This window comes from Acinetobacter sp. YH12235, assembly GCF_013417705.1.
In the GTDB taxonomy this organism is placed as follows: Bacteria; Pseudomonadota; Gammaproteobacteria; order Pseudomonadales; family Moraxellaceae; genus Acinetobacter.
Genome location: NZ_VPDL01000029.1, coordinates 1 through 21,045 on the forward strand (window position 1 = coordinate 1; position 21,045 = coordinate 21,045).

Here is a 21,045-nt window from a genome sequence, read left to right on the forward strand (position 1 = left end):
AATTACGCAAAATAATTCGGTACTATTAAACATCGGGACTAGAGTTTTAAGTTTTGTGTGGTAACTCAACTGATGGCTCTAGTCCTCTTATTTTTCAAGTCAATTTTTTATCCGCGATTCGGGTTAAAAAGCAAACTGAAGACAAAACTGCACTGATGTTGTTTGCGGTTGGTGAAAACTTTATGCCACATGCAGAAAATGACCGTTTTGGCTTTGTTTATGAATTAGCAGGTTTTAAACCAGTCTTGGATCCATCTGAACAGTCTAATGCACCCCGTCCAGAAGCCGGCTCTCCGGAAGCATTGAAAGCAGCGGAGAAAAATGTTCAGCGTATTACAGCAGCCGTTGAGAAGAATCCGGATTACATCATTATCCTGGATCGTGGTGCAGTGAATACCCAGAAATATACCGCTCAGGATAATATTCAGAAACACCTTGCCCTAAAAAATGCCAAAGCCTTGGCAGAGAAAAAAGTGATCTATGTGAATGCTGATGCCTGGTACATCACTGGTGCAGGTTTGGACAATACCGCTTTCATGCTGGAAGAACTCATTAAAGGCACAGCGAATTAATTTTTAACCCATTACTAAAAAGGAAGCTTCAAGCTTCCTTTTTATTTGAAACATCTAGTAATAAATTAAGACCCAAGACTGGAATTTAATGCCAACCCAGGAAGCAACTTAGCAGCGATAATGTATACATCTGTATATTAATTGCTGTAAGTTGCGAGATATTTTGCATGTCCACTTCCCTAGACGGTCTTCAATTTCCCATTTCTGCTTCACAACAAAAACCAAGCACATCGAAAATCGGCCGTAACATTATTTCTGAAGCCTTAGCCGCAGTCGATCCTGTACATGCTACTGCAGCACAGCAGGAAAAGAACTGGCGTAAGCAATATCCAGTACACTTTAAACATCTGGTTGAAGATGGATTACGCTCCGCAGGTGCAGCACTAAGTATTGCCAAGCAAGGTCTAGAAACTGCACATGCCAGCTTTGAGTTTTACCGTGATGGCCAGAAGCATCTACTGAAAGATGTCATGTCTTTACCAGCGCAGAACCTGAATACTTTCCAGCTGAAAGGCCAGTCTGAAAAAGCCCCAGAATGGTATGTGCCCTATCATGGCAAAAAACTGCAAGGACAAGCATTACTGGATCAGATCCAGTCTTGGGAAGAGCATGGTATCGTCGAACCGAGTCATGCCAATGCACTGCGTGAATGTATTGCCCATCCGGAATGGTTTGACCTATCCGATCGTACCACTGTTCTATTTGGAGCCGCTTCTGAAGCAGGTCCACTAACCTGGTTGTCGAAATGGAAAGCCAATATTGTCGCGATTGACCTGCCGAATACTCGTGTCTGGGGCAAGATTTTAGATACAGTAAGTCAAGGCAACGCCACTTTATATGCACCATCAGTTGAAGCGCTTCCTGCTGATACTTCACTGGAAGTTTTAAAAGAAAAACTGGGGGCTAACCTGCTCACTCAGATTCCTGAAATTGCCCAATGGCTGATTCAGTTCAAACAGGATCTGGATCTCGCGGCGATTGCTTATCTGGACGGTGAAAAGCACGTACGTGTTTCCATGGCGATGGATGCCATTATGAAATATGTCAGCAAGCAGAAAGCCAATACCAGCCTGATGTATATGTGCACCCCGACGGATGTATATGCAGTTCCAGAAGAAGTCGTTCAGGCTTCACAAAGCAAATACCAGCAGTTGTCGAAATTGGAAAGTACTTTAACCAAAGGCATTTCACTGATCTCACGCAAGCATTTTTTCCAGAAAAATAAGCAGGATCTGTTTAAGGTTGGCGATAAGTCTTATGGTGTTTGTGACTGTCTGGTCATTGAGCAAGGTCCGAACTATGCACTGGCTAAACGCATCCAGCAATGGCGTGCAACATTGGCTCGTGCCAGCGGGCAGCAAGTGAGCATCAATATCGCCCCTTCAACCACAACTTACTCTGTGACCAAGAACCCACTGCTGAAAGCTGCGTTTAATGGTGCCAGCCTGTTTGATGTAGAAGCGTTTGCACCTGAAACCACTAATGCGATTATGGCAGCCCTGTGGATTCATGACTTACGCAACTCTGAGTCTGTTGCAAATCCTGATGTACAACTCAATCACCCACTTGAATTGATGATGTCAGGCGCGAATCATGGCGGTTTATGGCGTGTGGCTTATCTGGCACGTACAGCATTGCCGTTTGCTGCGTTGTATGGTTTTGCAACGGATAAACTACCGAACGGATTGTTAGGTAAATTGAAGAAGTAATTCTTCTTAAATAGATAGATCTCTCTCTAGAGCAAGTTTTAAGGTAATACTCAAATATGGGTTAGTGAAAAAGTATTTTTACTTTACCCTCACCCCCTTGCGTAGCAATGTTACTCATCCCATAGGGAGAGGGTGTTTTCTTTGTGAAATTAATACTTCTTTTGGATCTTCAAGAAGATTCCCTCTCCTGAGCAAGCTTTAAAGCATTGCTTTAAAAGTACAGCGCAAGTGAGGGTTAGAGAGAGGTTTCAATAATTCCCCCTTGCGCAGTGGCGCTACTCGTCCCATAGGGAGAGGAATTATCATGTGATTTATTATAACTTCCAAATGGAAATTCCCTCTCCTGAGCAAGCTTTAAAGCACTGCTTTTAAAGCGCAGCGCAAGTGAGGGTTAGGGAGGGGTCATCTTTTATTTAAATCCCTCATCTCTTGCAGAAGAGGAGTACTCCTATCTTCCACAAGGAAATATAAAAATCACCCATAAAAAAACGCTGCCTAAGCAGCGTTTTTTACATCGAATCTTCTTAGAAAACTTTCAGAAGAATCCAGTACAAACCACCTGATAAACAGATCGTTGCTGGCAGTGTAAATATCCAGGCAGACAGAATTGATTTGACCATTTTAAAGTTTAGGCCCGACTTGTTCGCCACCATGGTACCTGCAACTGCAGAGTTCAGGACATGAGTGGTAGATACTGGCATACCAAAGCCATCAGCAGCAGCGATCGTAGACATGGCTACCAGTTCGGCAGACATCCCCTGACCATAAGTCATGTGCTCTTTACCGATCCGCTCACCGACAGTTACGACAATTCGTTTCCAACCCACCATGGTACCTAAACCCAATGCCAAGGCTGTTGCCACTTTCACCCAGGTCGGAATGTATTGCAGGAATGAATCCAAGTTGTCTCGATACTCATCAACGGTTTTTTCCTGAGCCTCGCTCATTGCCGGTAAAGCTTCTGCTTTGTCCAGACGTTTAAATGCTGTGGTGCTCAGGTACATGTCGTTACGGAATTCTGAAACTTGTGTTTCTGGGACATCTTTAATATTGCTGTAGCTACCGACTTTATCACCCAAATGATCTGTCAGGCTTGCCAGTGCAGGAACAACCTCAGCATTCAATTCTTTGGTTTGAATGTAGGTCGTGATGATGGCACGTGCTTTTTCGTCCGGAATATCTTCATGCTGCGGATAAATCGCATCAGCCGTTTGCGCAGACAACTGACCAAAAGACTGGATATGTGCTACATCCAGATTTTTGTTTAATGAATATGCCAAAGGTACACAACCGATCAGGATTAGCATGATCAGACCCATACCTTTTTGACCGTCATTTGAACCATGCGCGAAGCTCACACCTGTACAGGTAAAGATCAGAATGGCACGAATCAGCGGTGGTGGTGGCTTATTGCCTTCAGGTGGCTTAAACAGTTCAAGTTGCTTTCTGAAGATCTTTTTCACCAGCAGGAATAGCACTCCAGCAAAAGCAAAACCGATCAAAGGTGAAAACAGCAATGCTTTACCAACTTTCAGCACCTGTTCCATATCCACACCAGAAGCACCACCACCTGAATTCAACAGGTAGTTCATGATACCTACCCCCAGAATCGAACCGATCAGGGTATGTGAACTGGAAGCGGGAATGCCAAGGAACCAGGTACCCAAATTCCAGAGAATCGCGGCAATCAGCATGGCAAAAACCATAGCGAAACCGGCACCTGTGCCGACATTCATAATCAGCTCGACAGGCAATAATGCAATGATCCCATATGCAACAGCACCACTGGCCACCATTACCCCAAGGAAATTACAAAAACCTGCCCACATGACTGCAACCGGTGCAGACAATGCATTGGTATAAATCACGGTCGCAACCGCATTGGCCGTGTCGTGGAAACCGTTGACGAATTCGAAGCCCAGCGCAATGAATAACGCCGTGCCTAAAAGAAGCATTGAATACAGACCGATCGGTGGGACATGAGCTAAATCTGAAGTCAATTGGAAGCCGATATAGATCAGCGTGGAGATAATTAGAGTCAGAAACACCGGCATAAAAAATTTCGGTGTGGGCACATGAACATTGGCCGGCTTATCAGAAGGCGACTGTTGTGCTGAACCTAAGGGAGTTTGATTAGAATTCATGCAAGCAGGAATAGAGGATTCAAGAATCCCCATATTGTTCAGTTAAATTGTGACAATTATATGACAAAGTGCTGTCATATAAACCAGTTTTTTAGACTTTCTCGTTGCCGTTTATCCTGTAACCACCTGCTCTAAATTTTAAAAATATACAAATATAATCAATTATTTATTAAAAATAAAACGCTTGAATCGCCCAGCTTTATTCATGTTTTGCAATATATCTGATCATTCTTACCCGGCTGTCATATTTCCGAGCCTGTCATATTTGGCTAAAGATTAGCTTTGTAATATGACACTCTGATGAAAGCTGCTTACATTTTATTTTCCAGTCGTACCCTTTTATCAGAAACTTTAATTTCCAGATTTCCATCTGTTTTCAGCTTTCTATACCGGCTTGAGTTTCTTTATCAAATTTTCATATCAAGCATATCCAGCATTCTGTATAAGCGTTACAGAAAACTGCGCACTAATCTGTTAAGATTATTGCCGTTTTTGATGCTTACTGAGAAAGTTTGAATGTCCACACTTGCCACCCTAAAAGAACTTCTTGCCAAGAGAATTTTAATTATCGATGGTGCGATGGGTACCATGATCCAACGCCATAAATTGGAAGAAGCCGATTATCGTGGTGAGCGTTTTGCTGATTGGGCATACGACCTTAAAGGCAATAACGACTTACTTGTGCTGACTCAGCCACAGATTATTCAAGGCATTCACGAAGCATATCTTGAAGCCGGTGCCGATATTATTGAAACCAATACCTTTAACGGCACCCGTGTTTCAATGTCTGACTATCACATGGAAGATCTGGTTCCTGAGATCAACCGTGAAGCGGCGCGTCTTGCCAAAGAAGCCTGTGCAAAATACTCAACGCCTGAAAAACCACGTTTTGTGGCAGGTGTGATTGGGCCGACATCACGTACTACGTCGATTTCTCCAAATGTAAATGACCCTGCCTTCCGTAATATCACTTTTGACGAATTGAAAGTGAATTACATCGAATCAACCAAGGCCTTGATTGAAGGTGGCGTCGATATCATCCTGATCGAAACCGTATTTGATACTTTAAATGCCAAAGCTGCCATCTTTGCAGTGAAAGAAGTGTTTAAAGAACTGGGCACTGAATTGCCAATCATGATTTCAGGTACGATTACTGATGCATCTGGCCGTACATTAACGGGTCAAACTGCGGAAGCGTTCTGGAACTCAATGCGTCATGCAGAACCAATCTCAATTGGTTTCAACTGTGCCCTGGGTGCAGATGCCATGCGTCCACACGTAAAAACCGTGTCTGATGTGGCAGATACTTTTGTATCTGCCCACCCTAATGCCGGCTTGCCAAATGCCTTCGGTGGTTATGATGAAACTCCAGAAGAAACTGCAGCTTTCATTAAAGAATTTGCTGAAAGTGGTCTAATCAACATCACCGGTGGTTGTTGTGGTACCACTCCCGATCACATCCGCGCGATTGCTCAAGCAGTTGAGGGTATTGCTCCGCGTCAGGTCCCTGAAATTGAACCAGCATGTCGTTTAAGTGGTTTAGAGCCATTTAACATTACTAAAGATTCACTATTCGTGAACGTCGGTGAACGTACCAACGTCACCGGTTCGAAAAAATTCCTGCGTCTGATCAAAGAAGAAAACTTCGCTGAAGCACTAGATGTTGCCCGTCAACAGGTTGAAGCCGGTGCACAGATCATCGACATCAACATGGATGAAGGCATGCTCGATTCAGAAGGTGCGATGGTGCACTTCCTGAATCTGGTGGCATCTGAACCTGATATTTCTCGTGTGCCAATCATGATTGACTCATCAAAATGGGAAATCATTGAAGCTGGTCTGAAATGCGTCCAAGGTAAAGCGGTTGTTAACTCGATTTCCCTGAAAGAAGGTTATGACGAGTTTGTAGAACGTGCCCGCCTCTGCCGTCAGTACGGTGCAGCGGTGATTGTGATGGCATTCGATGAGAATGGTCAGGCAGATACAGCTGAACGTAAAAAACAAATCTGTAAGCGTTCTTATGACGTGCTGGTGAATGAAGTTGGCTTCCCGTCTGAAGACATTATCTTTGACCCGAACGTATTCGCTGTTGCAACCGGTATCGAAGAACACAACAATTATGCTGTAGATTTCATCGAAGCCACTGGCTGGATTAAACAGAACCTGCCAAATGCGATGATTTCTGGTGGTATCTCCAACGTATCGTTCTCATTCCGTGGTAATGAGCCGGTACGTGAAGCGATCCATGCGGTATTCCTGTACTACGGTATTCAGCAAGGTTTAACCATGGGTATTGTGAATGCTGGTCAGCTAGCAATTTACGATGACATCGACAAAGACCTGAAAGATGCGGTTGAAGATGTAATTCTGAACCGTAATCAGGGTGAAAGCGGTAATGAAGCAACTGAAAAATTGCTGGAAATAGCTGAAAAATACCGTGGTCAAGGTGGTGCACAAAAAGCGGAAGAAAACCTTGAATGGCGTAATGAAAGCGTTGAAAAGCGTCTTGAATATGCACTGGTTAAAGGTATTACCACTTACATCGACCAGGATACTGAAGAAGCTCGCCTGAAAGCTGTTCGTCCACTCGACGTAATCGAAGGCCCATTGATGGCGGGTATGAACGTCGTTGGTGACTTGTTCGGTGCTGGTAAAATGTTCCTGCCACAGGTGGTGAAATCTGCACGTGTCATGAAACAAGCTGTGGCATGGCTGAACCCGTACATCGAAGCGGAAAAAACCCAAGGTGAAGCCAAAGGTAAAATCCTGATGGCGACCGTAAAAGGCGACGTACATGACATCGGTAAGAATATCGTAGGCGTGGTACTGGGCTGTAACGGTTATGACGTGGTTGATCTTGGTGTGATGGTGCCATGTGAAAAGATTCTGCAAACTGCGATTGATGAGAAAGTTGACATCATCGGTTTGTCTGGTCTGATCACCCCTTCTCTAGATGAAATGGTCTTCGTTGCTAAAGAAATGCAGCGTAAAGGTTTTAACATTCCATTGATGATTGGTGGCGCAACGACTTCTAAAGCGCATACTGCAGTGAAGATTGCTCCGCAATACCAGAATGATGGCGTGTACTACACGGCTGATGCTTCTCGTGCTGTAGGTGTGGCGACTCAATTGCTTTCTGCCGAAATGAAGCCAAAACTGGCAGCAGACTATGCAGCGGATTATGAAAAAATTCGTATCCGTCTTGCCAACAAGCAACCGAAAGCAGCGAAACTGTCTTATGCTGAATCGGTTGAAAATGGTTTTAAAATCGACTTCGATAAGAATGCACCATTTAAACCAAACTTCATCGGTTCACAAACTTTCACCAACTATCCTTTAGAAACCTTGGTGGAATACTTTGACTGGACACCGTTCTTTATTTCTTGGAGTCTTGCGGGCAAATTCCCGAAAATCCTTGAAGATGAAGTCGTGGGTGAAGCCGCACGTGACCTGTATGCACAAGCACAGGCGATGTTGAAAGACATCATTGAAAATAAACGTTTCGATGCGCGTGCAACTTTCAGTATCTACCCTGCGAATCGTACCGGTTCAGATACGGTTGCAGTGACTGATGAAGCTGGCAATGTAACGCATACTTTCGAGCACTTGCGTCAGCAGTCTGACAAAGTGACCGGTAAAGCGAACTACTCATTGGCTGACTTTATTGCGCCTAAAGATGTGGCTCAGGATTATCTGGGTGGCTTTACCGTTTCAATCTTCGGTGCGGAAGAGCTGTCTCAGGAATATAAAGCCAAAGGTGATGACTATAATGCGATTATGGTTCAAGCCTTGGGTGACCGTTTTGCGGAAGCCTTTGCAGAGCATCTGCACCAGCGCATCCGTAAAGAGTTCTGGGGCTATCAGGCTGACGAAACTCTGGATAATGATGAATTGATCAAAGAGAAGTATGTCGGCATCCGTCCTGCGCCGGGCTACCCTGCTTGTCCTGAACATTCTGAAAAAGCGCCACTCTTTGACTGGTTAGGTACGACTGAGAAGATGGGTACTTACCTAACTTCTAGCTTTGCAATGTGGCCACCTTCATCAGTCAGTGGTTTCTACTATGCGAACCCTGAAACTGAATACTTTAACGTAGGCAAAATCTCTGGCGATCAGCTGGAAGATTATGCAAAACGTAAGGGCTGGACACTGGATGAAGCAAAACGCTGGTTAGCGCCAAATCTGGATGATTCAGTGGTTTAATCCCCCTCGATCCCCCTTTTTCAAAGGGGGAGGAATCGATTCGTATCGAATATAAAAAATCCCCTCGAGTGAGGGGATTTTTTTGTTTTTTAAATCTCCCCTAACCCCTCTTTTTCAAAGAGGGGAATTTCACGTTTTAATTTAATTACATAACAGCTCCTCCCTTTTTAAAGGGAGGTTGGGAGGGATTTTTTATCACCTAAAAAACTTTTCATTCTAGAAGCCACTAATCTTTGTTTATAAACAACCCTAGCAACATTTTCTATTAACTTTACATATGAAATAAATACTTCAGAATCAGCAAAATAGTTCGGATAAGCTTGTTTAATGCCATCAACAGCATCAGAAGACACCAACGCTACAATCCAATCAGGATTTGCCTGTAAAGTTGATTCATATAAAGTGTATTGTTCTGAAGCTTTTGAATGTTCTTTTTTTTCAAAAAATTCATGTTGAACTGACTTAGTTCGTAAATTAAGCCTTAATAAATAAAATCCCTGTTGGACTGACTTCTTAGATAGTTCTCCATGAATAAATTTTATCGAGTCTGCAAAACTTCTAAAACTATATTCGATAGTTATATGATTACTCAGAACTTGATTAAATAATTCAGCTATTTCTATACATTCATTTGCAATATTTTGATTTTTTAATGCTTTAGTTAAATACTCTTCTATTAGATCTTTTTGGCTATTTTTAGCGAATGAATCCAAAGATTCTATATAATGAAATTGACTACTTACTAGTTTGAAAAATCTAGCCCACTCATCAAGACCATTCGTAAATTTCAAATTATTATTACTAAATATATCTACTATCTCTATACTTGTTGCCCAACTATGTTGCAATTGCGTGCGAAGTTGGACTTCAACACTTCTTAAAATATTTTCTGAATTTTTAAATTTCCCAATAACATGTATTCCTCTATAACCATCTGGCTTAGGATTTTCTAAATAATTTTTAAAACGTACCTCTCCACTTTCTCCACAAAAGTCTGAGTGTTTTTTTAGTTTTGAAAGTACCCTATTTACATCTTTAATATTTTTTAGGACTACCCGAATTCCGCCAATATCCTGCATGTTTTTTAGACTCATCCTACTAAATCTAGAAAGCTTGCGAATTATTGAATCAGCTCTTTTAATTCTTCTAGCAATAAATACATTTCTATATGAAGAATTCATAACAGCTTTTACTGTTTTTTCCGCATTGTCTAATGCAACAACATGACTATCCCTCCAAAAAGTTAATATTTTCAATGTATCCACTTTTAGCTTATGACTCTTATCATTCGCAAGTTTCTTTAAATCTTCACCAGCTTTTTCTACTTGATTATTTGAATAATTCATCTAAATTTATTTCTTTTGTAATATTTTTAAATTATATATTTATTAATTCAAATTTTGAATAATCAAGTTTAGTACTGCATCCAACTCTTTCAAAACCTGCCCATTATCAAACCTCAATACTTTCAACCCAAGTTGAGCCAAAGCTTCATCCCGAATCCGATCTGCTTCCAAACCATCATCAGTAAAGTGCTGGCTACCATCACATTCAATCACCAAATTGGCAGCAGGACAGTAAAAATCTACGATGTAATTCAAAATTGGCTTTTGCCGATAAAACTGTAAACCTAGAATTTGCTTATTACGAAGTCGTGACCATAACAGCTTTTCAGCATCTGTCAGGTTGTTGCGTAAATCACGCGAAGCTTGTTTTAAGTTTTTATTATAGGGCTTCATTTTTATTCTCTTTTATTTTTAATCTCCCCTAACCCCTCTTTTCCAAAGAGGGGGGACTCCATGTAAACAAATAAATTACGTGACAGCTCCTCCCTTTATTAAAGGGAGGTTGGGAGGGATTTAATTTATCAAATATGCGCCCCTTTTCTCACCCATCAATCCTCGACTGTTCGTTTTTACACTTTTAAGTCTGCAAAAATCATCACTTTCATGAATAATAGACCAATAAAATTATCTCGCAAATCAATGACTATTGGTGTTCCAATGAAGAAACTCATGAACGGTGCTGAAAACATCGTTGTCGAAATGTGCAAAGGCTTTGTCCTGGCACATCCAGAACTGGCATTTAATGAATCTTATAAAATCATTTCCCGAAAAGAAAAACACCAAAATGTCGCCCTGATCAGTGGTGGTGGTAGCGGTCACGAACCTGCTCATGCCGGCTTTGTTGGCCAAGGTATGCTAGATGCTGCTGTATGTGGTGACGTATTTGCCTCACCTTCACAAATTCAGGTCTATAAAGCCTTGCAGCAAGTCGCGACGGACAAAGGTGTCCTGATGATTATCAAAAACTATTCTGGCGATATGATGAATTTCCAGAATGCCGCTGCATTAGCAACTGAAGATGGCATCAAGGTTGATTACGTAAAAGTCGCAGATGACATCGCAGTAAAAGACAGCCTATATACAGTTGGTCGTCGTGGTGTTGCTGGTACAATCTTCGTGCATAAGATTGCCGGTGCTGCTGCCTCTAAAGGGTATGAACTTGCTCGCGTGAAAGAGCTGGCTCAAAAAGCTGCGCATAACGTGATTAGCCTTGGTTTTGCCTATACCTCTTGTACCGTTCCAGCTAAAGGCACACCAACATTTACTTTAGCTGATGATGAAATGGAATACGGCGTCGGTATCCACGGTGAACCGGGGATCCGTCGTGAAAAGATTCTGCCTTCTAAAGAACTAGCTCAGCGCATTGTCGATGACCTATTTCTGGATCGTCCAAACCTGACTGAAGTTGCAGTTCTAGTAAATGGCTTTGGTACAACACCACTGCAAGAATTGTATGTGTTCAATAATGATGTATGTGAACATCTGGCAAGTAAAGGCATCAAAATTTACCGTACCTTTGTCGGCAACTACATGACCAGTATCGACATGGCAGGTGCATCAGTTTCGCTACTAGCTGTGGATGATGAACTGAAAACTTATCTGGATGCAGAAGCCAATACCCCCGCATTTAAAATGGATGGTTCACCTGCACTGCCATTTGAGTTTGCTGCCAAAGACCAAGCTGCTGTACGCACAGTAAATACAGATGTTGAAACACATCCTGAACATGCTGTGATTGCCAATGAACAATTCACCATTGAAAACATGCGCTATGTGGTGGATGTGATGAGTGCCTGTATCATTAAAAATGAAGTGCCTTTCTGTGAGCTGGATGCCCATGCAGGTGACGGTGACTTCGGGATGAGTGTGGCTAAAGGCTTTAAACAACTGAAACGTCAATGGCATGAACTGGTTCAAGCTGAACAGATGGATGACTTCTTACTCAATTGTTCAATGATCATCATGGAACATTGTGGCGGTGCATCTGGTCCAATCTGGGGTTCTGCTTTCCGTGCAGCAAGCAAATCGATTAAAGGTAAAAACACGTTAACCGTGGCAGATTTTGCTGACATACTACAAGCTGCTGTTAAAGGCATTCAGATTACAGGCGAACGTTCATTTGGCCGTGGTGCAGTCGTGGGTGACAAAACCCTGATTGATGCTCTGGTTCCATGTGCAGATTCTTGGTCAGCGAATACTGACAAGACCTTTAAAGAAAACTTTGTTCTAGGTGCGCAAGCAGCAGTTCAAGGTGCGGAATCAACCAAAGACATCGTGGCTCGTATGGGTCGCGCAGGAACTGTGGGTGATCGTAGTCTGGGTTATCCAGATGCTGGTGCGCATGGTTTAGGTGTGATCTTTACTGATATTGCTGAGCATATTAAATAAGATTATATGATGTAAAAAAGCCTCGAAATTTTTCGGGGCTTTTTATTTATATTCTTACTCCAATCCTCTCTTGCGCTTCCTTTAAAGCAGCACTCCAAACTCTACAATTTGCGTATAGTGGTAGCTAATCACTATATCAATCAAGATACAAGCAGCACTGCTGCGCAAGGGAGAGGTTATTCATACTTTTCCAAAAACTTCTCCAACTCCTCCGTCACCACCACCCTTTTTCTACCCTTCAACTGATCTTTATCCAGCAAACCTTCTGAGTCTACAACCAATACTTTATGCCCATCCTGTTTTAAACGATCCACGCCTTCAAACAGCATTCGGGCACCGACATCATGCATGAGAGTGAGATTGGTTAAATCGAGAATAATGGTACTTTTACCTTCCGGTTCATCCTGCAAGATTCGTAGCAGCATTTCAGACTCGGTAAATTGCAACACGCCACGCAGTTCATACACCACGACGTTATTCTTTTTCCCCACTGTGTAACGACTTTGCAGAATGGTCTGTGCTGACGGCGTACCTTCCATGAGATGCAGTCCCATATCGTGCGACAGATTTTCAAAGATTCTGACACCACGCACACTGTTACCATGCTCATCAATCTTTGGTGAAAATACTGCAATCCCCACTTGCCCTGGCAGTACTCCAATAATGCCACCTGCCACGCCACTCTTGGCTGGAATACCGACTGTAGTCAACCAGTCACCTGCAGCATCGTACATACCGCAGGTCAGCATGACACTGAGCAATTGCCGGACTAAAGCCCGATCCAGCATACGTTTCCCTGTCTTGGGATGCACACCACCATTGGCCAATATACTGGTGATCACGGCTAGATCTTTGACGGTGACCTTAATTGCGCACTGCTTAATATAGCCATGCACGATTTCTTTAGGATCTTCGTCTAGCACACCAACAGTACGCAGCATGTAACCAATCGACATGTTACGAAAAGCTGTTTTAATTTCCGAATTATAAACTTGCTCATCAAAAGACAATTCCCGTCCTGCCAGTCCACTAAGAAAACGGCGTAACTGTTCAGCACGTGATACCGTTTTCTTGGCAGGAATCAGGGAATGTGTAGTAATCGCGCCAGAATTAATCATCGGGTTTTTGGGAATATTGCGTTCTTTTTCCAACGAAATCTGGTTAAAGGCCTCTCCCGAAGGTTCCACACCTACTTTTTCCAGTACCTGTTTTAGCCCTAGCTCCTTGATTGCCAGCGCATAGGCAAAAGGCTTGGAAAGAGACTGCATGGTAAATTCAACGTCATCATCCCCGGCAGAATAGATGGTTCCATCTACGGTCGATAGCGCAAGTCCGAGCTTGTCAGGATTAACCGACGCGAGTTCAGGAATGTAATCTGCCAGCGCGCCTTTTTTATTGTCATGGCAAGCAGAAAGCACATGATTCAAATAATCCGGTACCGGCGTTTTCATGGCAAATGCTCCCATCTCAATCTTTTATATCATTTTTATTAAAACTGAATACTGACGGCGGTTTTGCTACTTTTATGCAGTTTTATGTTGTGAAAATGGGATATGGACAAAAGGGATAGTAAAAATAGATGACTTAATTGGATAAGATAAGAAATCTTAAAAAAAAGAAATAAAAAAGATGAGCACATTATTTTCAGATTACAGGTCTATTTCTATGGAGCAATAAACCTGTAACCGATGACAACCAGCTTGATCTTGCAAGCAGATTATTTCACCTTAGTTTTGCGAATCATCTTATACAACACCTTTGGCGATAGACGTGAAACTAAAACACCCAGTTTTTCTTTAGAGCCACCCACCACAATATATTCTTCACCACGTTTCAACGCTTCTACAGTCTGACGGGCAAAATCAGCCGGCTCCAGACCGTTTTCAATTGCTTCATCCTGCTTGGCCTGAGGTTTACCTTCCCCATTTAAGGCATTAAAAGACACATTGGTTTTAATAAAGCCCGGGAAAATCACGGATACCTGAATACCCTGATCTGCCATTTCAGCACGCAGGCTGTTGGCCCACATATGAATCGCGCCTTTGGCTGCTGAATAAGACGCCCGATATTGAGTTCCAAGTAGACCGGCCACACTGGAAATAAAGACAATCCGGCCAGATTTCTGTTTTAAAAACGTTGGTAAAACTGTTTTGGTAAAAAACACCTGAGAGAAATAATCGACTTCCATAATGGCGCGTTCAGTCTGCATGGTGGTTTCCTGAATCAGGGCACGCTGGCTGAGTCCGGCATTATTGATCAGCCAGTCAATGCGGCCTTTCTCACTCAGCACCTGTTCATAAGCCGTGCGTACCTGACTTTCATCAGTAATATCAGCTACGACTGAGATGTGCTGATCAGGATTTACCAGTCCTGAACGGACTTTTTCCAGTTCTTCCAAACGTCGCGCGGTCAATACTATCTGTGCACCTTGTGCAGCACATTCTTCAGCCAGTGCCTTACCAATTCCTGAAGATGCTCCGGTAATCCAGACTACTTTTCCCTGTAAATTTTCTAGTTTTGCCATTAAATCCTGTCACCTTCTTTATATGAATATGTTCCTGGCGGTATTTCATCTTCCAGAAATGCCAACAACTGCTCAAAATAATAACTCATGGTATCCGCATCATAGAGGCTACCAAGTTTATCAAAACGTTTATAACCCAGTTGTGTAGTCAGGTGAATCACACCATTCAATGTTTTATCGACTACCACATTAAATTTCAGCATCTTTTTCGGTTCACGCACCAGATGCGTCACACCCTGATCCACTACCTGAATAAAAGCTTTCAATGCTGGTGATACATACTGATTATTGCCACCTTTCATTTGCTCCACACAGCCCAGCAGTTCCGTGATCAGCATGCGTTCTACCGGATAGCGAACAAAATATCCGTCCTCATTTTCATGGGTCATTTTGTACAGATAGTTCACCATAGGAATCAGTCGGTCATTACCAAAAAACGAAACTGACCATGGCATATATTTGCGAGTCGTTTCTAAAATCTGTTGAATGACTTTTTCAGATTCCTGATCTGGGGAGCTTGAGAGCTGCACCACACGGCCAAAAATCTGGTCAATAATTTCACAGGCAATATCGGCCAGATTTTCACCGAGCAGTTTGGCCAGGCTTTCCTGCTCACCGGCATTAAATCGGGAATGCAGGTCTTTAAAGCGTTGATGGGTATCGGGGTGAATCTTGAGAGAAATGCTATAGCTCATCTTGTTATCCTTTTTTTAATCGTCTGCGATGAGTCGCGTTTTTATCAATCTATCATACGTTGAGTTCAGGCAACTGCCAATTGGCGAAAGTTTGCTTTTGGTTAAGCTGCCGCATGCCTTGATTTTTTTGCTACAATAGATGCAATTTTTTATCCACTTTTGATCTGTTTAGACTATGACTGATTCAGCGCAAAATATTGCTACGACCTACGATCCGACCGAGATCGAGAAAAAATGGTACCAAACCTGGGAAGAGCGCGGTTACTTCAAGCCGTCTCAAAAAGGTGAATCATTCTGTATCATGATTCCGCCGCCAAACGTCACTGGTAGCTTGCACATGGGTCATGGTTTTAACAATGCCATCATGGATGCCTTGACTCGTTATAACCGTATGTCAGGCAAAAATACCTTATGGCAGCCAGGTACTGACCATGCGGGGATCGCAACTCAGATGGTTGTTGAGCGTCAGTTAGGTGCTCAAGGCGTAAGTCGTCATGATTTGGGGCGTGAGAAGTTCATCGAAAAAGTCTGGGAATGGAAAGAACAGTCTGGCGGTAACATTACCCGTCAAATCCGTCGTTTGGGTTCTTCAGTAGACTGGTCACGTGAACGCTTCACCATGGATGAAGGTTTATCCAACGCGGTTAAAGAAGTATTCGTGAAACTGCATGAAGAAGGCCTGATTTACCGCGGCAAACGTCTGGTGAACTGGGACCCTAAACTGCAAACCGCCCTGTCTGACCTTGAAGTAGAATCTGATAAAGAAGAACAAAGCTCATTGTGGCACTTCAAATATTTCTTTGAAGATAAATCGCTTCGCACTCAAGATGGCAAAGACCATATTGTCGTTGCAACCACTCGTCCAGAAACATTACTCGGTGATACTGCGGTTGCGGTCAACCCTGAAGATGAGCGTTATGCACATCTTGTCGGTAAAAATATCGTTTTGCCTATTACTGGCCGTACCGTTGCCATTGTTGCTGACGAATATGTAGAAAAAGAATTCGGTACAGGCTGTGTGAAAATTACGCCTGCGCACGACTTCAATGACTATGAAGTGGGTAAACGCTGTGGTCTGGCACTAATCAACATCTTCAACAAAAATGCTGAAGTTCTGGCTGAGTTTGAGTACATTGCGAAAGCCGGCGAACAGATTTCTAAAACCATCCCTGCACCAGCAGACTACATTGGTTTAGAACGTTTTGAAGCACGTAAGAAACTGGTTGAGCAAGCGGAAGCTGAAGGCTGGTTAGATCAAATCCAACCTTATACCCTGAAACCACCGCGCGGTGACCGTTCAGGCGTGATCGTTGAGCCACTTCTAACAGACCAATGGTATGTGAAAATTGCGCCACTGGCTGAACCTGCTATTGAAGCGGTTAAAGATGGCCGCATCAAGTTCGTTCCTGAGCAGTACAGCAACATGTACATGTCATGGATGAACAACATTCAGGACTGGTGTATCTCGCGTCAATTGTGGTGGGGTCACCGTATTCCGGCTTGGTACGATGCTGAAGGCAATGTATTTGTAGGTCGCAATGAAGAAGAAGTTCGTGCGAAACACGGTATTGCACCTGAAGTTGAATTGAAACAGGACGAAGATGTACTGGATACCTGGTTCTCTTCTGGTTTGTGGACATTCTCAACATTAGGCTGGACTGGCGACGAAGCGAAAGATAAAGAAAACTATTTCTTGAATACTTTCCACCCGACTGATGTTCTTGTCACTGGTTTCGACATCATTTTCTTCTGGGTTGCCCGGATGATCATGATGACCATGCACTTCATGAAAAATGAAGATGGCACACCACAAGTACCATTCAAAACTGTGTATGTACATGGTCTGGTACGTGATGGCGAAGGTCAGAAAATGTCTAAATCTAAGGGTAACGTACTTGATCCATTAGACCTGATTGATGGTGTTGATCTGGAAACCTTGGTACAAAAACGTACTTTCGGTCTGATGAACCCTAAACAGGCAGCGAAGATTGAAAAATCAACCCGTAAAGAATTCCCAGAAGGTATTCAGGCTTACGGTACTGACGCGGTTCGTTTCACATTCTGTGCACTTGCCAACACTGGCCGTGACATCAAGTTCGACATGAAACGTGTTGAAGGTTACCGTAACTTCGCCAACAAAATCTGGAACGGTACACGTTTCGTGATGATGAACGTGGAAGGTCAAACCGTTGGTCAAACTGCACGTCCTGATCTGTGGGAATTGCCTGAACAATGGATCGTAAGCCGTCTGCAAAAAGCAGAACAAGCGGTTCAGCAAGCATTCGCGACTTACCGTCTTGATCTTGCTGCTCAAGCGATCTACGAATTTATCTGGAATGAATACTGTGACTGGTATGTCGAGCTGACCAAACCGGTTCTGAATGATGAAAACGTATCTGAAGAGCGTAAAGCTGAAGTTCGTCGCGTATTATTGGCTGTGATGGAAGCGTCTTTACGTCTTGCTCACCCAATCATGCCGTATCTGACTGAAGAAATCTGGCAAACGCTTGCGCCTAAACTTGGTATCGCTGGCGAAACCATCATGCTGGCTCAGTACCCTGTTGCAGATGAAGCGAAGATCAACGAACAGGCTGAAGCAGACATGCAATGGCTACAAGGTTTGATCGGTGCGGTACGTAATATCCGTGGTGAGATGGGTCTAGGTAATGCACGTTTATTACCTGTACTTTTACAGAACACCACTGAAGCAGAAAAAGCACAAATTTCTCGTATTGAGCCGTTGTTTAAAGCATTGGCGAAAGTTGAGAGCATTACCTTCTTGGCGGATGGTGAACAACCACCATTGTCTTCTTCTTCTGTAGTCGGCCATGTGTCTGTATTTGTTCCAATGAAGGGTTTAATTGACCCGAAAGCGGAATTGGGTCGTTTACAAAAAGACTTAGACAAGGTTCAAAAGCAGCATGACCAAATTGCAACTAAACTTAGCAATGAAGGTTTTGTGGCAAAAGCCCCTGCTGCTGTGGTTGAAGGCGAGAAAGTAAAACTTGCTGAGTTTGCTGATCAGTTAGCGAAGATTAAAGCGAATATGGAGCAAATTGCGGCGCTTTAATGTGTTGTTAGTTTGATCTAATTTGTAGTATAAAGGGCTGATTATTCAGCCCTTTATTATTTTTATGAATACTAAAAGCGAAAGTTGGTTAGTTAAAAAAATTAAATATTTTGAAAGTAATTACCATCATATTTACAAAAACTATGAAGCCCTATTTTTCTTTATTTTAAGTATCTTTTTTCTATCCGGTTTTACTCATCTAAAAGATAATATAATAAAATTGTGGTCATCATTAGACCTCTTGCGAAAGTAAAAACTGCCTCAATATAGATTTCATGAAATATCAGAAATTAAATCGTTTTTCAGATTCTGAATTCCAGCGCTTGGTTGGTGTACCTCGAGCAGTTTTTAGTGAAATGGTCGAAGTTTTAAAAGAAGCAGAATCACTTAAAAAGAAATTAGGGCGTCCTCATACTTTAGCTATAGAGGATCAATTATTATTAACACTCAATTACTTACGGAGCTACAACACCCAATTGGAATTGGCGGCAAATTACCATATCGCTGAAAGTAATGTGAATCGAACTATTAAAAAGGTTGAAGATGCATTAATGAAATCAAGACGTTTTACCCTGCCAAAACGAAGCATTACCACAGCAGACGAACAATTTAACTGGGTAATTATTGATGCGACAGAATGTTTAATAGAACGCCCGAAAAAAAAATCAGAGTAAGTTCTACAGTGGTAAAAAGAAGAAACATACGTTAAAAGCCCAAGTGATCTATCATCCGAAGAGCAAACAAATCATAGGAGTAGATATATCGTCTGGCAGTCAGCATGATATTAAATTGGCAAGAAAAACAGTTAAGAAATTCAAACATTGTGACTATGTTATGACCGATTTAGGGTACTATGGGTTAGAGCAAGATGGCTTTAAATTATTGATGCCAATAAAGAAAAAGAAGAATTTACCCTTATTTGATGCTGAGACAAATTACAATAAAATGATTGGAAAAATACGAGTTGTAATCGAACACATTAACAGTCAATTGAAAAGATTTAGAATACTAAGTGAACGCTATCGAAATAGACGGAAAAGATTCGGTTTACGCATTAACTTAATCGCTGCACTGGTAAACCGGATGAACTTGCAATAATGACTTTCGCAAGAGATCTATTATTTAATAAAGATGAAGAATTTTCTGATTTAATTCAATATATTGTTGATATTTTATCGTCAGTTTCCTTTTATGTAATTTTATTCTTTTTTATTATTTCATATTTCATTACTAAAAAAATTACCCGTCAATCACATAGTCAAGAAACAGAAATTGAGCGACTAACAATCGAATTAACACAGAGCAATAGAGCGGCATCCGAAATTAAAAATCAATTAAATGAAGCAGAGGAAGCTATTGATGAATTAAAAAATAGTAATTTAACAACCTCATTTGAAATAGGTAGTAAATTTATAGCTTATATTTTTACGAAATTTGGTCTGACTTCTAGAGAAAGAGTTAGTTTATATCTTAAAACTAATGGTCACTTTATTTTGGCTGCACGTTATTCTTTAGACTCAAGATTTGCTGAAGTTCATCGTAAAGAATTCTCGATTGAGCAAGGTGTTATAGGAGAGTGCTGGAGGCTAAACAGACGTATTCTGAAACATCTACCTAAAAATGATGCTCCTTATATAAAAGAAACTGTCAAACAAAATTTTACTGAAGCAGAAATTAAAAGTTTTACAATGAAAAGTAGAAGCTTGATTGCCATACCTATTCATAGGGATAATTTTGAGCTAATCGGTGTAATGGTTGTTGAATCTACTAAAGAGCAATGGGATTTTGATGAAGATGGTACGCTAACCGATGAATATCATACTCTATTCAGACAATTCCTTATACACTATGAAAAAACTATAAATGCATGTCAAAGGGAGGTTGTAGAATGACTAACTCTCTAACTGATTTAATCAAATACTTTTGCAGCAAATACCCTCATGCTCAAGAGTTATCTAAAGCACGTTTAACAAAAATGATCTATTTAGCTGATTGGGAAAATTATCAGGTAAATAAAGAACAAATTTCTAATATTAATTGGTATTTTGATAATTTTGGACCTTATGTAACTGATGTTATCGATGCTGCTTATACGGATCCTGAAATCAGAGTTGTATCGACAAGAACAATCTACGGAACAGATAAAACACTGATTGAATATAAAGGTGAACCTCCAAGATTAGATGAAAATACAACCTCTATCTTGGATAAAGTTATTGATGAGACTAAGCCATTATCGTGGAAAAGCTTTATTGACTACGTATACTCAACCCCTCCTATAAAGCAATCTACTAGATACAACCACTTAGATTTTGCCAATTTCAGTTAACCCTCACCCCAGACCTCTCCCATAGGGAGAGGGAGCGTCATTTGAATTAATGCTTGCATGGATTT

At 41.9% G+C, this 21,045-nt stretch carries 14 protein-coding genes; 8 read left to right on the top strand and 6 right to left on the bottom strand.

Annotation, left to right across the window (positions count from 1 at the left end; genetic code table 11):
- Positions 1-53 precede the first annotated feature (53 nt).
- Complete coding sequence (locus tag FTV13_RS13240) at positions 54-572, top strand: ABC transporter substrate-binding protein (protein ID WP_257218524.1); 519 nt, start codon at positions 54-56, stop codon at positions 570-572.
- Between the two features lie 167 nt (positions 573-739).
- Positions 740-2,281 (top strand): hypothetical protein, encoded by a 1,542-nt coding sequence (locus tag FTV13_RS13245; protein WP_179993417.1) that lies wholly within the window; start codon positions 740-742, stop codon positions 2,279-2,281.
- A 524-nt stretch (positions 2,282-2,805) separates the two neighbouring features.
- Here FTV13_RS13245 and FTV13_RS13250 read toward each other — a convergent pair.
- The gene (locus FTV13_RS13250; RefSeq protein WP_179993416.1) at positions 2,806-4,425 is read right to left on the bottom strand and encodes an inorganic phosphate transporter; all 1,620 of its coding nucleotides are present in this window, start codon (positions 4,423-4,425) and stop codon (positions 2,806-2,808) included.
- 516 nt (positions 4,426-4,941) lie between these two features.
- On the opposite strand from FTV13_RS13250, the gene metH reads away from it, so the two are divergent.
- Positions 4,942-8,628, top strand: coding sequence for a methionine synthase (metH, locus tag FTV13_RS13255; protein ID WP_179993415.1), 3,687 nt, complete (start codon positions 4,942-4,944; stop codon positions 8,626-8,628).
- A 167-nt stretch (positions 8,629-8,795) separates the two neighbouring features.
- On the opposite strand, the gene FTV13_RS13260 is transcribed toward metH, so the two are convergent.
- Positions 8,796-9,974 (bottom strand): RelA/SpoT domain-containing protein, encoded by a 1,179-nt coding sequence (locus FTV13_RS13260; protein WP_004783046.1) that lies wholly within the window; start codon positions 9,972-9,974, stop codon positions 8,796-8,798.
- Between the two features lie 42 nt (positions 9,975-10,016).
- On the bottom strand, positions 10,017-10,367 hold the full coding sequence (locus FTV13_RS13265) for an endonuclease domain-containing protein (RefSeq protein ID WP_004783047.1): 351 nt from the start codon (positions 10,365-10,367) through the stop codon (positions 10,017-10,019).
- A gap of 264 nt (positions 10,368-10,631) precedes the next feature.
- Here FTV13_RS13265 and dhaK point away from each other — a divergent pair, with 264 nt between their 5' ends.
- Positions 10,632-12,362, top strand: a complete 1,731-nt coding sequence (gene dhaK, locus FTV13_RS13270) for a dihydroxyacetone kinase subunit DhaK (protein ID WP_179993414.1) — start codon at positions 10,632-10,634, stop codon at positions 12,360-12,362.
- A gap of 176 nt (positions 12,363-12,538) precedes the next feature.
- Here the strand turns inward: dhaK and FTV13_RS13275 are convergent, their stop codons facing one another.
- The 3 genes from FTV13_RS13275 to FTV13_RS13285 form a co-directional block, all read right to left on the bottom strand.
- Entirely contained in the window at positions 12,539-13,813 is a 1,275-nt protein-coding gene (locus tag FTV13_RS13275) for a glutaminase (RefSeq protein WP_004783049.1), read from the bottom strand.
- A 266-nt stretch (positions 13,814-14,079) separates the two neighbouring features.
- Complete coding sequence (locus tag FTV13_RS13280) at positions 14,080-14,886, bottom strand: SDR family oxidoreductase (RefSeq protein ID WP_004783050.1); 807 nt, start codon at positions 14,884-14,886, stop codon at positions 14,080-14,082.
- Positions 14,886-15,581, bottom strand: a complete 696-nt coding sequence (locus FTV13_RS13285) for a hypothetical protein (RefSeq protein ID WP_004783051.1) — start codon at positions 15,579-15,581, stop codon at positions 14,886-14,888. Before FTV13_RS13285 ends, FTV13_RS13280 begins: the two co-directional genes overlap by 1 nt.
- Positions 15,582-15,756: 175 nt before the next feature.
- On the opposite strand from FTV13_RS13285, the gene FTV13_RS13290 reads away from it, so the two are divergent.
- From FTV13_RS13290 to FTV13_RS13305, 4 genes are all read left to right on the top strand, one after another.
- Positions 15,757-18,651, top strand: a complete 2,895-nt coding sequence (locus tag FTV13_RS13290) for a valine--tRNA ligase (protein WP_179993451.1) — start codon at positions 15,757-15,759, stop codon at positions 18,649-18,651.
- 275 nt (positions 18,652-18,926) lie between these two features.
- Positions 18,927-19,749 (top strand): IS5 family transposase gene (locus FTV13_RS13295; RefSeq protein WP_180012291.1). Its coding sequence is split into 2 segments (ribosomal slippage): positions 18,927-19,307 and positions 19,309-19,749, totalling 822 coding nucleotides; the frame shifts between segments, so codons are not numbered across the junction.
- Positions 19,749-20,543, top strand: coding sequence for a GAF domain-containing protein (locus tag FTV13_RS13300; protein WP_179993367.1), 795 nt, complete (start codon positions 19,749-19,751; stop codon positions 20,541-20,543). Before FTV13_RS13295 ends, FTV13_RS13300 begins: the two co-directional genes overlap by 1 nt.
- On the top strand, positions 20,540-20,980 hold the full coding sequence (locus FTV13_RS13305; protein ID WP_179993366.1) for a Panacea domain-containing protein: 441 nt from the start codon (positions 20,540-20,542) through the stop codon (positions 20,978-20,980). Before FTV13_RS13300 ends, FTV13_RS13305 begins: the two co-directional genes overlap by 4 nt.
- The last annotated feature ends 65 nt before the right edge of the window (positions 20,981-21,045 follow it).